Source organism: Pantoea sp. GM_Pan_4 (genome assembly GCF_026541005.1).
Lineage (GTDB): Bacteria > Pseudomonadota > Gammaproteobacteria > Enterobacterales > Enterobacteriaceae > Pantoea > Pantoea dispersa.
Genome location: NZ_JALNUZ010000007.1, coordinates 204,830 through 219,414, shown reverse-complemented (window position 1 = coordinate 219,414; position 14,585 = coordinate 204,830). Strand labels below are relative to the sequence as shown.

The 14,585-nt window shown below is 57.6% G+C and carries 14 protein-coding genes; 2 read left to right on the top strand and 12 right to left on the bottom strand.

Translation table 11 applies throughout. From position 1 onward, the window contains the following. Window positions 1-67: 67 nt before the first annotated feature. The 4 genes from hemW to OXR61_RS15915 are packed head-to-tail and all read right to left on the bottom strand — an operon-like array spanning window position 68 to window position 3,079. Window positions 68-1,198, bottom strand: coding sequence for a radical SAM family heme chaperone HemW (hemW, locus tag OXR61_RS15930; RefSeq protein WP_021506624.1), 1,131 nt, complete (start codon window positions 1,196-1,198; stop codon window positions 68-70). Further along, complete coding sequence (locus OXR61_RS15925; RefSeq protein WP_021506625.1) at window positions 1,191-1,784, bottom strand: XTP/dITP diphosphatase; 594 nt, start codon at window positions 1,782-1,784, stop codon at window positions 1,191-1,193. The genes hemW and OXR61_RS15925 overlap by 8 nt, the downstream gene beginning before the upstream one ends. Window positions 1,785-1,804: 20 nt before the next feature. Continuing rightward, window positions 1,805-2,359, bottom strand: coding sequence for a YggT family protein (locus OXR61_RS15920; protein ID WP_021506626.1), 555 nt, complete (start codon window positions 2,357-2,359; stop codon window positions 1,805-1,807). Window positions 2,360-2,371: 12 nt separating this feature from the next. After that, entirely contained in the window at window positions 2,372-3,079 is a 708-nt protein-coding gene (locus OXR61_RS15915; protein WP_021506627.1) for a YggS family pyridoxal phosphate-dependent enzyme, read from the bottom strand. Between the two features lie 16 nt (window positions 3,080-3,095). Here OXR61_RS15915 and OXR61_RS15910 point away from each other — a divergent pair, with 16 nt between their 5' ends. After that, on the top strand, window positions 3,096-4,088 hold the full coding sequence (locus OXR61_RS15910; protein ID WP_021506628.1) for a type IV pilus twitching motility protein PilT: 993 nt from the start codon (window positions 3,096-3,098) through the stop codon (window positions 4,086-4,088). 66 nt (window positions 4,089-4,154) lie between these two features. Here OXR61_RS15910 and ruvX read toward each other — a convergent pair whose 3' ends face one another. The 8 genes from ruvX to metK form a co-directional block, all read right to left on the bottom strand. Then, the gene (gene ruvX / locus OXR61_RS15905) at window positions 4,155-4,571 is read right to left on the bottom strand and encodes a Holliday junction resolvase RuvX (protein ID WP_021506629.1); all 417 of its coding nucleotides are present in this window, start codon (window positions 4,569-4,571) and stop codon (window positions 4,155-4,157) included. Beyond that, window positions 4,571-5,134 (bottom strand): YqgE/AlgH family protein, encoded by a 564-nt coding sequence (locus OXR61_RS15900; protein WP_021506630.1) that lies wholly within the window; start codon window positions 5,132-5,134, stop codon window positions 4,571-4,573. The genes ruvX and OXR61_RS15900 overlap by 1 nt, the downstream gene beginning before the upstream one ends. 85 nt (window positions 5,135-5,219) lie before the next feature. After that, on the bottom strand, window positions 5,220-6,164 hold the full coding sequence (gene gshB / locus OXR61_RS15895) for a glutathione synthase (protein ID WP_021506631.1): 945 nt from the start codon (window positions 6,162-6,164) through the stop codon (window positions 5,220-5,222). Between the two features lie 96 nt (window positions 6,165-6,260). Beyond that, window positions 6,261-6,992 carry a 16S rRNA (uracil(1498)-N(3))-methyltransferase gene (rsmE, locus tag OXR61_RS15890; RefSeq protein WP_021506632.1) on the bottom strand — a complete coding sequence of 244 codons (732 nt, stop codon included), beginning with the start codon at window positions 6,990-6,992 and terminating at the stop codon, window positions 6,261-6,263. A gap of 73 nt (window positions 6,993-7,065) precedes the next feature. Continuing rightward, a complete protein-coding gene (gene endA / locus OXR61_RS15885; protein WP_021506633.1) occupies window positions 7,066-7,773 on the bottom strand; it encodes a deoxyribonuclease I in 708 nt (235 codons plus the stop codon). 78 nt (window positions 7,774-7,851) lie between these two features. After that, the gene (locus OXR61_RS15880; RefSeq protein ID WP_088517903.1) at window positions 7,852-8,364 is read right to left on the bottom strand and encodes a SprT family zinc-dependent metalloprotease; all 513 of its coding nucleotides are present in this window, start codon (window positions 8,362-8,364) and stop codon (window positions 7,852-7,854) included. A gap of 104 nt (window positions 8,365-8,468) precedes the next feature. Then, the gene (locus tag OXR61_RS15875; protein ID WP_031279461.1) at window positions 8,469-9,863 is read right to left on the bottom strand and encodes a sugar porter family MFS transporter; all 1,395 of its coding nucleotides are present in this window, start codon (window positions 9,861-9,863) and stop codon (window positions 8,469-8,471) included. 521 nt (window positions 9,864-10,384) lie between these two features. Continuing rightward, the gene (metK, locus tag OXR61_RS15870; RefSeq protein ID WP_021506636.1) at window positions 10,385-11,536 is read right to left on the bottom strand and encodes a methionine adenosyltransferase; all 1,152 of its coding nucleotides are present in this window, start codon (window positions 11,534-11,536) and stop codon (window positions 10,385-10,387) included. Window positions 11,537-12,332: 796 nt separating this feature from the next. On the opposite strand from metK, the gene speA reads away from it, so the two are divergent. Beyond that, entirely contained in the window at window positions 12,333-14,312 is a 1,980-nt protein-coding gene (speA, locus tag OXR61_RS15865; RefSeq protein WP_071813582.1) for a biosynthetic arginine decarboxylase, read from the top strand. The last annotated feature ends 273 nt before the right edge of the window (window positions 14,313-14,585 follow it).

Here is a 14,585-nt window from a genome sequence, read left to right as displayed (position 1 = left end):
TAACAGATGCAGCCGTGCGGTTTAGTACGGCTGCCAGCGGAAAAGGCGCGTGCCTTCTCCGCTGAATTTACATGAACAGCTCCAGCAGCGAATTGAGGAACAGTTTGCCTTTTTCAGTGATCTGCCAGTGCTCTGGCTGTTCCTGCACATAACCGGCGGCGATGGCTGCGTCGATCTGCGGGCGAATCACTGCCTCGTTCAGTCCGGTGTAGCGCTCAAAGTCGGCGCGCGGCGCGGCTTCCAGCAGGCGGAAACGGTTCATAAAGAACTCGAACGGCTTGTCCTCGTCCGGCACGTCATGCTGCTTATCCAGATAGTTGCCCTTCATAAAACCGCGCGGATGACGGGTTTTCACCGTGCGCACGATGCGCCCGTCCGGCTGCGTCAGCTTGCCGTGCGCACCACAGCCGATGCCGAGGTAATCACCGAAGCGCCAGTAGTTCAGGTTATGCTCGCAGCGATAGCCCGGTTTGGCGTAGGCCGAGGTTTCATACTGCTGATAGCCTGCGGCGCTCAGCAACTGATGACCCTGCTCAAAGATATCCCACAGCGCATCGTCATCCGGCAAAACCGGCGGGCGTGAACCAAACAGCGTGTTGGGCTCAATGGTCAGTTGATACCACGACAGATGCGGCGGGTTGAGGGCAATCGCCTGGCGCAAATCGTCCAGCGCTTCTTCCAGCGACTGATCCGGCAGGCCGTGCATCAGGTCGAGGTTAAAGCTGCGCAGGCCGAGACCGGCCGCCAGCTGTGCCGCGCGGACCGCCTCGTCCGGACCGTGGATGCGCCCCAGGCGCGTCAGCTTTTGCGGACTGAAACTCTGCACGCCAATCGAAATCCGGTTAATGCCCGCCCGCTGATAGCCGCTGAAGCGATCGGCTTCCACCGTGCCCGGATTGGCTTCCATGGTGATTTCGGCGTCCGCCGCCAGCGGCAGGCGCGCGCGCACGCCGTCCATCAGCTGCTGCATCGCCTCGCTGCTCAGCAGGCTGGGCGTGCCGCCGCCAATGAAGATGGTGCGCACTTCGCGCCCGGCGGTCAGCGGCAGATCCTGGTCAAGATCGTTGAGCAGATGCTGCACATACTCGCTGTGCGGCACTTCGCCTTTGAGCGCGTGCGAGTTGAAGTCGCAGTACGGACATTTCTGCACGCACCACGGGATGTGGATATAAAGGCTTAACGGTGGTAACTCAGGCATTGCGCATCGCTTCCAGCAGTAGCGTCAATGCTTTACCCCGATGCGACACGGCACGCTTTTCATCCTTGCTTAGCTCGGCGGCGGTTTTACCCAGCGCCGGCACGTAGAAGATCGGATCATAACCGAAACCGCCTTCACCGGCGGCCGCGCGGGTAATCTCCCCGGCCCAGCTGCCGTGGAACACCAGCGGCGTCGGGTCGGCGGCGTGACGCACGTACACCAGTACGCAGTGGAACTGTGCCTGGCGCTCGTCGTCCGGCACCTGCTCCAGTGCCTGCAGCAGTTTGTCGAGATTCTGCTGGTCGCTGGCATCAACGCCGGCATAGCGTGCCGAGTAAATGCCCGGCGCGCCGCCCAGCGCATCGACCGCCAGCCCGGAGTCATCGGCAATCGCCGGCAGGCCGGTGATCTGCGCCGCGTGACGCGCTTTCAGGATGGCGTTTTCGATAAAGGTCAGCCCGGTCTCTTCGGCAGACTCTACGCCCAGCTCGGTTTGCGCCACGATATCCAGGCCGAAGGCCGCTAACAGATCGGCCAGTTCACGTACTTTGCCCGGATTACCGGTGGCGAGCACAACTTTTTGCATAACAGTTCCAGATTAACGAATTAGAGCAGGTACCAGAGACCCGGGAACAGGTCCATACCGAGGAAGTTCAGCGCATACAGCACCAGAATCACGATCATCGCCGAGAAATCGATGCCGCCCATCGCCGGCAGGATACGGCGAATCGGTGCCATCAGCGGTTCGGTCAGCTGGATTAGCACATAGTCCATCGCACCGCGTCCCTGGCTGATCCAGCTCATCAGCGAGCGAATGATGATCACCCAGAACACCAGATAGCCGGCGGATTTGACCAGTGACAGCAGGCCCACCAGCAGGTTGGTCGGATCGACGGAGAACACCCCGACCTGAATCAGCAGCAGAATCGGATATTTCAGCGTGGTCAGCACGAATGCCAGCAGCAGTGACGCGGTGTCAATCGGTCCCAGCGCCGGCAAAATGCGGCGCAGCGGTTTAACAATCGGCTGGGTGATCTTCACGACAAACTGCGCCAGCGGATTGTAAAAGTCACAGCGTGACCACTGCATCCAGATGCGCAGCAGCAGCACCATCACGTACAGATCAATCAGCGTTTTGACTAAAAACGTCAGTGTTAACATGAGGTTCCTCAATTATTGTTGTGAAGGGCGTGCATAATCCCGCGCGCCAAATACCGCGGTGCCGATGCGCACCATCGTACTGCCTGCGGCAATCGCCGCATCCATATCGTCGCTCATTCCCAGAGAAAGCGTATCGACGCCTGGATAGTCCTGTTGCAAGGCGCGAAACGCGCTGGCCATCTGCTGGCACACCGCCAGCTGGCGCGCGTAATCCTGCTCGGGTGCCGGAATTGCCATCAGTCCACGCAGGCGCAAACGCGGCAGGGCGGCAATCTGTTGTGCCAGCCCGGCGACGGCCTCCAGCATGATGCCAGATTTGCTGTGCTCGTCACTGATATTTACCTGAATTAACACGTTGAGCGGCGGCAGCGCGGCCGGACGCTGATCGTTCAGCCGCTGCGCAATACGCAGGCGGTCAACGGTGTGGCACCAGGCAAAGTTTTCCGCCACCAGACGGCTTTTATTGGATTGTAACGGCCCGATAAAGTGCCATTGCAGATCAGGATGTGCGGCCAGTTCGGCAACTTTTTCAACCCCTTCCTGCACGTAATTTTCACCGAAGGCGCGCTGTCCGGCGGCAATGGCTTCTGCGATAGCGCTCGCAGGTTTGGTTTTGCTCACTGCAAGCAGCGTAATTTCTTCTGGCGCGCGGCCGCAACGCGCGGCAGCAGCAGCGATACGCTCGCGCACTTGCTGTAAGTTGTGCTCAATGGAAGTCATAGTCAGGAGAAGTTAAATGGATTTGGATGACGTTGTGGCGCTTAGTGTAAAGCATAATGCGGCCGATCTGCACCTTTGCAGCGGACATTTACCGCACTGGCGCCGGCAGGGCGTACTGGAGCCAATACCGCAACAGCACAGCTTGCCTGAGCGCTGGCTGCAGGCCTTTAGCGAGCAGTGGCTTAGCGCCGCGCAGCGCAGCGAGTTAGCTGGCAGCGGTCACGTCGATTTCGCCATCACGCTCGGCAACGGCAGCCGGCTGCGCGCCAATCTGTTCCGCCAGCGTCACGGACTGGCGCTGGCGCTGCGGCTGATTGCCAGTCAGCCACCGGATATGGCGCGCCTGCAGCTGCCGGACGTGGTGCGCTCGTTGCTGCAGCAGGAGGAAGGGCTTATCCTCATCACCGGCGCGACCGGCAGCGGCAAATCCACCACGCTGGCGGCGCTGGTGGATAGCCTCAATCGTCAGCAGGCGCGCCACATTATCACGCTGGAAGATCCGATCGAGTTCGTCCACCACAGCCAGCGTTCGCTGATTCAGCAGCGCGAAATCGGCGCACACTGCGCTTCGTTTCAGCTCGGATTAAAAGCGGCGCTGCGTGAAGATCCGGATGTGATCCTGCTGGGTGAGCTGCGCGACAGCGAAACCATCCGGCTGGCGCTGACCGCTGCTGAGACCGGCCATCTGGTGCTGGCCACGCTGCATACGCGCGGCGCGACGCAGGCGGTGGACCGGCTGGTGGATGTGTTTCCGGCCGAGGAGAAAAACCTCGTGTGCACGCAGCTGGCCGGCAGCCTGAAAGCGGTGCTGGCGCAGCGTTTAGTCGCCGCCAAAGCCGGCGGCCGCATTGGCCTGTTTGAAGTACTGGTGGCGACGCCGGCGGTCGCTAACCTGATCCGCGAAGGCAAAATGCATCAGCTGCCCGGTGTGTTGCAGACTGGCGCGCAGGCAGGGATGCAGACTTTCGCCCAGAGCGAGCAGGCCCGGCGCGAGGCGGGATTGATTTGAGCAGGGACTTGCCCTGAGAACCGCCGACACGGCGGCGCGAAACCGCGCGGCCGTGTCCGGGCTGATTTAATGCGTCTCGAACCAGTCCTGCAGGATAATCACCGCGGACTGCGAATCGATATGGCCTTTCTGCAGCGCGCGATAGCCGCCGCGTTCGAACAGATCGGCACGCGCTTCAACGGTGCTCAGACGCTCATCCTGCAGCTCCACACGCACGCCGAAGCGGCCGTGCAGCCGGTTAGCAAACTTGCGCGCGCGCGCCGTCAGCGGCTGTTCGCTGCCGTCCATGTTGAGTGGCAGGCCAACCACCACGTAATCCGGCTGCCACTCTTTCAGCAGCTTACCAATGAGCTCCCAGTCCGGCGTGCCGTCCTGCGCTTTCAGCGCGGCGAGCGGGCGCGCAGTGCCGGTCAGCTGTTGCCCGATGGCGACGCCTATGCTTTTGGTACCGAAGTCGAAGCCGAGCAGCGTTTCACTGGCCATCAGGCGTGCCCTGCATCGCTGGTCATGTTGTGGATGTCCACACCCATGCTGCGCGCGGCTTCACGCCAGCGTTCGGCAATCGGCGTCTGGAACAGGATCTGCGTATTGGCCGGCGTGGTCAGCCAGGCATTCTCCAGCAGCTCATTTTCCAGCTGATCTTTCTCCCACGCGCAATAACCCAGTGCTACCAGCACGTTCTCTGGCTGTTCACGCGTGCCGATCGCTTCCAGCACATCGCGCGAAGTGGTGATCACCGTATTGTCAGAAATGCGGATACTGGAGGAGAACACGCGCTGGGCCGAGTGCAGAATAAAGCCACGATCTTCCGCCAGCGGACCACCGGCAAACACCGGTTTGTCCAGTTTGATGGCAGGATCGCGTTCTGATGGGCTGATCTTAAGTTTTTTCAGGATGCCTTCGACCGTCAGGTTGTCCATCGGCTTGTTAACGATCAAACCCATGGCACCCTCTTCGTTATGCTCGCAGATATACACCACCGAGCGTTTGAAGAAAGGGTCCTGCAGCGACGGCATCGCAATCAAGAAATGGTGCTGTAAATTCATTCTCACTCGTTTACCAAAAATAGCCGGTGCTGAACGGCTGCACCGGCTTTGGGTGGTTCACGGAGCTCTCACTCCTGCGGCATCCTCAGCCCAAACGTTTTTCAATCGCGTCCATCAGCATGCCGGTGATGGAGACCGGGAACGCCGCCTCGATTTCGCGGATGCAGGTTGGGCTGGTGACGTTAACTTCTGTCAGTTTATCACCGATAATATCGAGGCCGACAAAAATCAGCCCTTTGGCTTTCAATGTCGGACCTACGCGTCGGGCAATTTCCCAGTCGCTGTCGCTCAGCGGACGGGCTTCGCCGCGGCCACCGGCGGCGAGGTTGCCACGGGTTTCGCCGCCCTGCGGAATGCGTGCCAGGCAGTATGGCACCGGTTCACCATCGACCACCAGCACGCGTTTATCACCGTCTTTGATCGCCGGCAGATAATTTTGCGCCATGCAGAAGAACTGACCGTGGTTGGTCAGCGTTTCAGTGATCACGCCGAAGTTGGCATCATCTTTTTTGATGCGGAAAATCGACGCGCCGCCCATGCCGTCGAGCGGCTTGAAGATTACATCGCCATGCTCCTGCCAGAACGCGCGCAGCTGCTCTTTGTTGCGCGTCACCAGCGTGTCTGGCGTCAGGTCGGCAAACCAGGCGGTGTAGAGTTTTTCGTTGCAGTCACGCAGGCTCTGCGGTTTGTTAACGATCAGCGTGCCTTGCTCTTCCGCGCGCTCCAGCAGATAGGTTGCGTAAATGAACTCGGTATCAAACGGCGGGTCTTTACGCATCAGCACCACGTTAAGATCGGCCAGCGGGATAGTCTGCTCGCTGCCAAACGTATACCACTGATCGTAGTTCTGCTCGACGCTCAGCAGCCGGGTGCGCGCGTAAGTCACGCCACCACGCAGCGACAGATCGCCCATCTCCATGTAGTGAATTTCATAACCGCGGCGCTGTGCTTCCAGCAACATGGCGAAGCTGGAGTCTTTTTTAATGTTGATGGACGAAATCGGGTCCATAACGATGCCAAGCTTAATCATTATTCTCTCCTCAAAGGGGAATTCAGCCACCCCGTTCCGTGCGAAAGCGTTGTGCTGGTCAGTTATCTGCGTGTGTCTTCGGGCTGAAAGTATCCCTTAACCGAGGTCACCAAACCTCACCTGAAGTGCCGTGATGGCGGTGAGCGCCGTGGTTTCGGTGCGCAAAACGCGCGGACCGAGCAGGATATCGGTAAAGCCGTGCTGCGCCGTCATGGCAATTTCCTCTGCCGACAGGCCGCCTTCCGGGCCAATCAGCAGCCGTACGCGCTCAACCGGCTGCGGCAGCGTATTGATGCTGTGACTGGCGCGCGGATGCAGATTGAGCTTCAGGCCGTCATCCGCTTCGGCGCACCAGGCTTCGAGCGTCATCGCGGCGCGGATTTCCGGCACGCGATTACGACCGCACTGCTCGCAGGCGGCGATGGCAATTTTCTGCCACTGCTGAATCTTTTTCGCCAGGCGTTCGGCATCCAGCTTTACGCCACAGCGTTCAGAAAACAAGGGCGTAATCACATTCACGCCCAGTTCGATCGATTTCTGGATAGTGAATTCCATTTTTTCACCGCGCGACATCACCTGACCGAGGTGTAAGTGCAGCGGAGATTCGCGATCATCAGGCTGGCTGGCAAGGACCTTTACTTTTACACGCTTTTTGTCGGCCTGGGTGATTTCGGCGCTAAAAGTCAGATTACTGCCATCAAACAGCTCGATCTGCTGTCCGGCGCTCATACGCAACACGCGGCCGACGTGGTTGGCGGCATCCTCATCAAGCAGAACTTCACTGTTAACGGTTAGAGCTTCGGGGTGATAAATGCGGGGTATGCGCATGCGGTTCCTGCCGGCGTTATGCCGCATCGCGCGATGCGGCCCAATCGAAAAAAGCTAGTGTAGGGTAGCGCTTTCAGCGCTGGCAAGCCTGCTGTACCCAGGAATTGTGATTTCCCTGCACCGTGGCGATGCGCTGGTCACGTTCGCACTCCCACGGCGTGACCGGATACTGCTTGTTCCACGCGGTGAACAGCTGGGTTTGCTGGCGTGACAGGCGCAGATGATACTGGTCGCGCATATAGAAGTAGGTGCGGGCGATGGCGCCGCGCGCGCGCTCGGGAGGCTCGGCGCGCTTCTGCTTAAAATCGATCTTCATGCTGCACTGACCGTACTGCTGCTCGCCACCGTTCCACTGGCTGTACTGGAAGTTATTGCGGTCACCGTTCACTTCGCCGATGGCTGGCTGCAGGTTGTGCAGATCGCTTTCGATGCGGCGGTAATCTGCGTCTTTGCTGCAGTTTTTGCGTCCGCCATTTTGCCAGCACTGACGCTGATGACCAAACTCCCACGCCGGCATGACGTGTTCCCACTCGATGCGTTCCGCGCGGTTGGCGTTCTTGCGCACGCTATAGCCGCAGCTGCTGAGATCCGGCACGCCTTTTTTACCGTGCCAGCTGATTTTGCAGCCGCAGTAAAAATCCGCCGGCGCATCCGCGTTGATCTTTGCCGCGACCACTTTCGCCTGCTGAAAATTGTTCTGGTTGTAATGGGTGAGACTGAGGCTGTACGCACTGAGCGGCGCGACCAGCAGAGAGAGTAATAACAGCGTTTTGCGAGACATATTCCAAAAAGTAACCTGGTACCGAAAAAGGGCGGCAGGGTAACAGAATGGTCGGGCGCGGGGAATGAGAATCGCGGACTAATCCGCTGCGTATTCACCGGGTTGCAGCAGCGTACCGCAATGCACGCAGCGATATTCGCTCTCACCACGCACCACGCGGTTGTGGCGGCGTACCGTCAGCTGATGTTGCTGGCAGCGACAGCGATAGGGGAAGGTATTGCTGCGCACCGAAGTGATTGCGAACTGATGGGTGCGGCGGGCGGGCACGCCCAGCACGTCCTCCATCATCCACTTCCACTCTTTGCCGTGCGGCGGCACGCGGCCGAAGGTTTTCCACACCAGCAGATGCGCCAGCTCATGCGGCACCACTTCATCGATAAAAGCCTGCTGGTTTTCCAGCAGCAGCACCGGGTTGAGGCGAATTTGCCACTGCTCCAGCCAAGCGGTGCCTGCGGCCGTGCCGCGCTGCTGATAAACCAGCGTCGGCTCTTCGAAATGACGTTCGAGTTTTTGCTGAGCCAGCTGCAAAAAATGGCGCAGCGAGCGCATGACGGCTTGTTGCAGGGCGATGGGCAGACGTGGCGTTTTCATGTGCGGCAGCATAAGGCGTTGCAGCGGGGTACGCAACTGCATGCGCACAGGCGGCAGATAAAAAAAGGGCCGCCCTGCGGCAGCCCCGGTTAACGCATCTGGCCTTACTGCTGGCCGATATCGCGCAGTTTTTTGCCCGACATCAGGTTGCGCTCGATGTGCTCCAGCGAGACGTTTTTGGTCTCCGGAATCAGCGCGACCGTCAGCAGAATAAAGAACACGTTCAGCGCGGCGTAGACCCAGAAAGTCGGCGCGTTGCCCAGCGAGTTCAGCATGGTCAGGAAGGTGGCACCAACGATCATGTTGGCAATCCAGTTGGTCGCGGTAGAGACGGTGATACCAAAATCACGCCCTTTCAGCGGCTGAATTTCAGAACACAGTACCCAAATCAGCGGACCGGCTGACATCGCGAAGCCAACAATGAACATCAGCAGCATGGCGATGGCAAAGTACTGCTCACCGGCAGAGTTAATGCCAATGTGCAGCATGGTACCGAGGATACCCATGCCGGCTGCCATCACCAGGAAGCCCAGCACCAGCGTGGGTTTACGGCCCCAGCGATCCACCAGACCGATAGCGATAAAGGTGGCCAGCACGTTCACCAGACCTACGATCACGGTGCCCCACATTTGCTGCGTGGTATTGGCGAAGCCGGCGATTTCGAAGATTTTCGGTGCGTAGTACATGATGACGTTCATGCCGGTGAACTGCTGCATAACCTGCAACAGCACGCCGAGGAACACCGCGCGGCGGAAGTTGCTGTTGCTCTGGAACAGCTGCCAGCCGGACTGTTTGATCTTCAGGCTTTCGCGGATCTCATCCAGCTCGCGTTTCGCCTGCTCGCTGGTGTCACGCAGGCGGTCCAGCACGCGCTGTGCATCGCGGAAGTCACCTTTCGCCGCCAGCCAGCGCGGGCTGTTTGGCAGGAACACCACGCCAACCAGCAGCAGCACCGCCGGAATAGTGATGATGCCCAGCATCCAGCGCCAGTCGCCCGAGGCACTGAACGCGGTGTCCGACAGGTAAGCGCCGAGAATACCGATGGTGATCATCAGCTGATACAGGGAAATCATACTGCCGCGGATCTTCTCCGGTGCGATTTCCGAGAGATACAGCGGGGCGGTATAAGAGGCAACGCCGACGGCAAGGCCGAGCACCACGCGTGCGGCAATCAGCATTTCCGGGTTTGGCGCCATCGCCGACCACAGTGAACCGATAACGAACAGGATGGCACCGGCCATCAGGCTCTTTTTACGGCCGAGACGCGAAGACATCCAGCCGCTGCCCACGGCACCGACCGCAGCACCGAACATCATTGAGCTGACGATCCACTCCTGCTGATGTGCGGTAACGTTGAAATCTTTCGCGATGAAGGGCAGAGCACCGGCGATAACGCCGATATCCAGACCGAACAGCAGGCCCGCCAGAGCGGCCAGAAAGCAGACAAACAGGGTCATCGCCTTGTTTGAGGTTCTGCTTTTGTGAGTATTACCAGGCATATTGCCTCCGAAGTTTATCCATCTTTGTTTTTATCAATGTTAAGTAAGCTGCCTGCGGGAAAAAGTGAGTGCGATCACATCGATGTAATCGGTTACACACGCTGAAACCCTGTAATCCAGCATTTTTTGCCCGAATCAGTCACATAACCAGTAAGGTATAGCACCCTTTAAGTTTCTGACATCACTATAAATATCGGCTATCAGACGACGCTGAAAATAACGCATTTTCATCACCGTTACTACGCTGAAAAATCTCTAAATTGAAGATATTAAAAGGATTTCAAAATGTAATCGTTAACACTTTGTTGTAAGCGCAGTGCTAACAGTGTAGACAGCGCTGAAAAATGCGCCTGCGGTGGTATAGACAAAAAGTGTGATGGTGCAAAGGCGGGATAGGGGAAGCGGTCAGGGACGAAAGCGTGGAAATTTCGCCGGTAAAAAAGCCCGCTTGCGCGGGCTCGATTTTACCTTCTCCCGTAAGAGAAGTTCGGGGTGAGAGCCGTTGCCCGCACCCGCGTTGATTACAGGCCTGCGGCCTCGCGCAGCTGGGCGGCTTTGTCGGTCTGTTCCCACGGGAAGTGTTCACGACCAAAGTGACCGTAGGCAGCGGTTTCTTTGTAGATAGGCTTCAGCAGATCCATCATCTGAATCAGACCGTATGGACGCAGGTCGAAGAACTCACGCACCAGCAGCGTCAGCTGTTCGGTTGAAACTTTCTCGGTACCGAAGGTTTCCACCATGATTGAGGTCGGTTCTGCCACGCCAATCGCGTAAGAAACCTGGATTTCGCAGCGATCGGCCAGGCCAGCGGCAACGATGTTTTTTGCCACGTAGCGCGCAGCGTAAGCCGCTGAGCGGTCAACCTTCGACGGATCTTTACCAGAGAATGCGCCGCCGCCGTGACGGGCCATGCCGCCGTAGGTATCGACGATGATTTTACGACCGGTCAGGCCGCAGTCGCCCATCGGGCCGCCGATCACGAAGCGACCGGTTGGGTTGATGTGGTATTTGGTGCTGGCGTTGATCCACTCGGTCGGCAGTACCGGCTTGATGATCTCTTCCATCACCGCTTCACGCAGATCGGCCTGAGAAATCTCTTCTGAATGCTGAGTTGACAGCACTACCGCATCGATACCGACAATCTTGCCGCCGTCATACTGGAAGGTAATCTGGCTTTTGGCATCCGGGCGCAGCCATGGCAGCGTACCGTTTTTACGCACTTCAGCCTGACGCTGCACCAGACGGTGCGCGTAGGTCACCGGTGCCGGCATCAGCACGTCGGTTTCATTGGTCGCGTAACCAAACATCAGGCCCTGGTCGCCCGCGCCCTGTTCCAGCGGATCGGTACGGTCTACGCCCTGGTTGATGTCCGGCGACTGTTTACCAATCGCGCTCAGCACCGCACAGGAGTTAGCATCAAAGCCCATATCGGAATGAACATAGCCGATTTCACGTACGGTATTACGGGTGATCTCTTCGATATCGACCCAGGCGCTGGTGGTGATCTCACCGCCAACCAGCACCATACCGGTTTTTACGTAGGTTTCGCAGGCGACGCGTGCTTTGGGATCCTGTTCAAGGATGGCGTCCAGCACGGCATCGGAAATCTGATCGGCGATTTTATCAGGATGTCCTTCTGATACGGACTCGGATGTAAAAAGGTGTTTAGCCATTCTGTTCTTTACCTTGCAAATGGTTTGAATTCGACTGCATAGCGTAAGCGGGATGATGCCAGCTCGACGCCCCTTCAGGCAAAGCCGCAAGCAGTAGGAAGTGTCAGCGTACCAGGCTCACACCGCCTGGATGTTAATCAGTTTAGATGGAAAACCATCTGGACGGCTATTTTAGGTCACTCAGTGCGCGTTTTTCCAGTGCTTTTTCGCCATCCGCATTTATCGCTACAGATCAACTGGAATATTTTCCTGACACCCGCCGCAGCGCGCCGACAAAGATTTTGCATTTTGCCGCGTCAGACTGTATAAAACGCCGCAGTTGTCCCATGGATGACGCCCCCGTGCGTCGCGCTGTCAGAGGCTGTTGATCTGATTTTCATCCACTCCGTTTCCGCATGCTGTTAGCAGGCGCTGGAGGTGATAAAAACAATGAACCACATTTTCGCTCTCTTCGGTTCACGGCGCCGTTCTGGCGCGCTGGCACGCCTTTCCATTTCCAGTTCTGCTCTTTTCTCTCGTCGAAGTTTTCTGCGCTGCGGTAATTATCCCGACACGAGCGCCGGCTAAGCTATTCCCCCAGTTTCTCTGCTGTGTTTCACTCGCCTGTGGTGAGGTGATGCGGGACGATTTTGCCCCGTTGTGCACCGCTTCCGGCACGGTGTTTTACACTTAACCTCAGTAAGGCGCACGGTAACCTGCTGAGGCAAGATAAGCAGAATGAGGAAATTTCCATCCGGCGCAGTAGCAGCAAAATCCGGCAACTTTTTCATATTTCAACGGAAAATTGAGGTTCGTGATGTCTGACGACATGAAGAATATCAAGGGTTCGTCAGCTGGCGAACAGGGTGTACTCCGCTCGATGCAGGAGGTGGCGATGAACGATCAGGACGCAAGCAGAATGCTGCGCACCTACAACATTGCCTGGTGGGGAAACAACTATTACGACGTCAACGAACTCGGCCACATCAGCGTCTGCCCGGATCCGGATCAGCCGGAAGTGCGCGTTGACCTGGCGAAGCTGGTTAAAGAGCGCGAGGCCGACGGCCAGCGCCTGCCTGCGCTGTTCTGCTTCCCGCAAATTCTGCAGCACCGTCTGCGTTCGATTAATGCCGCCTTTAAACGCGCGCGTGAATCCTACGGCTATAAGGGCGACTACTTCCTGGTTTACCCGATCAAAGTTAACCAGCATAAGCGCGTGATTGAATCGCTGGTCAACTCCGGCGAGCCGCTGGGGCTGGAGGCGGGTTCCAAAGCTGAGCTGATGGCGGTGCTGGCGCACGCCGGGAAAACCCGCTCGGTGATTGTGTGTAACGGCTACAAAGACCGCGAATATATCCGTCTGGCGCTGATTGGTGAAAAGCTCGGCCATAAAGTCTATCTGGTGATTGAGAAGATGACCGAAGTGCGCCTGGTGCTGGAAGAAGCCGAGCGGCTGAATGTGGTGCCGCGTCTCGGCATTCGCGCCCGTCTGGCATCGCAGGGCTCCGGTAAGTGGCAGTCGAGTGGCGGCGAGAAATCCAAATTTGGTCTGGCGGCATCGCAGGTGCTGCAGCTGGTCGATATCATGCGCAAAGCGGGTCGTCTCGACAGCCTGCAGCTGCTGCATTTCCACCTCGGCTCGCAGATGTCCAATATTCGCGATATCGCCACCGGCGTGCGTGAATCGGCGCGCTTCTATGTTGAGCTGGCGAAGCTGGGCGTCAACATCAAGTGCTTTGACGTCGGCGGCGGGCTTGGGGTTGACTACGAAGGCACGCGTTCGCAGTCAGACTGCTCGGTCAACTACGGCCTGAACGAATACGCCAATAACGTGATCTGGGCCATCGGCGACGCCTGTGAAGAGCACGGTCTGGAACATCCGACCGTGATTACGGAATCGGGGCGTGCGGTGACCGCGCACCATACCGTGCTGGTCTCCAACATCATCGGCGTTGAGCGCAATGAATTCAGTACGCCGGTCGCACCGGATGCCGACTCACCGCGCCCGATTCAGAGCCTGTGGGATACCTGGCAGGAGATGCACGAGCCAAGCGTACGCCGTTCGCTGCGCGAATGGCTGCATGACAGCCAGATGGACCTGTTCGACATCCATACCGGCTATTCATCAGGCACCTACGATCTCGGTCAGCGCGCCTGGGCAGAGCAGCTGTATCTCAGCATCTGCCACTATATTCAGCAGCACCTTGACCCGAGCAACCGCGCCCATCGGCCGATCATCGATGAGCTGCAGGAGCGCATGGCGGACAAGATTTACGTCAACTTCTCGCTGTTCCAGTCGATGCCGGATGCGTGGGGCATCGATCAGCTGTTCCCGGTGCTGCCGCTGGAAGGGCTGAATAAAACTCCGCAGCGTCGTGCGGTACTGCTGGATATCACCTGTGATTCCGATGGCACCATTGATCACTACGTTGACGGCGACGGTATTGCCACCACCATGCCAATGCCGGAGTACGATGTGGATAATCCACCGATGCTGGGCTTCTTCATGGTCGGGGCGTATCAGGAAATCCTCGGCAATATGCATAACCTGTTTGGCGATACCGAAGCGGTTGACGTCTTCGCCTTCCCGGATGGCAGCGTAGAAGTGCAGCTGTCTGATGAAGGGGATACCGTGGCGGATATGCTGCAATACGTGCAGCTCAATCCTAACGATCTGATGACGTTATTCCGCGATCAGGTAAAACAGCAGCAGGATATTGACGAAGAGCTGCGGGCGCAGTTCCTTGAAGAGTTTGAGAGTGGGCTTTACGGCTACACCTATCTCGAAGACGAGTAAGTGTATTTCCCGCAACGGGCTCCGGCTGGAGCCCGTTATTATCACCTTCCCTGACAATCCTTCCCGCCATTTATTCAATTCGTGATCGCTATCACTCTGAAATTATCCCGGCCGAAACAGCAAATTCAAACCGTTTATTAACAAAAGCTATCTGCTTAATTCAGCAGCGAAAGCGCATCGGTAGTGAAAAAAACGTTTTTTAAATCTGTGGCTTAGTGTTGCACCTGCCCGCTAATGACCAATCTTTCTTTTATGAGTTTCTGTCTATATATA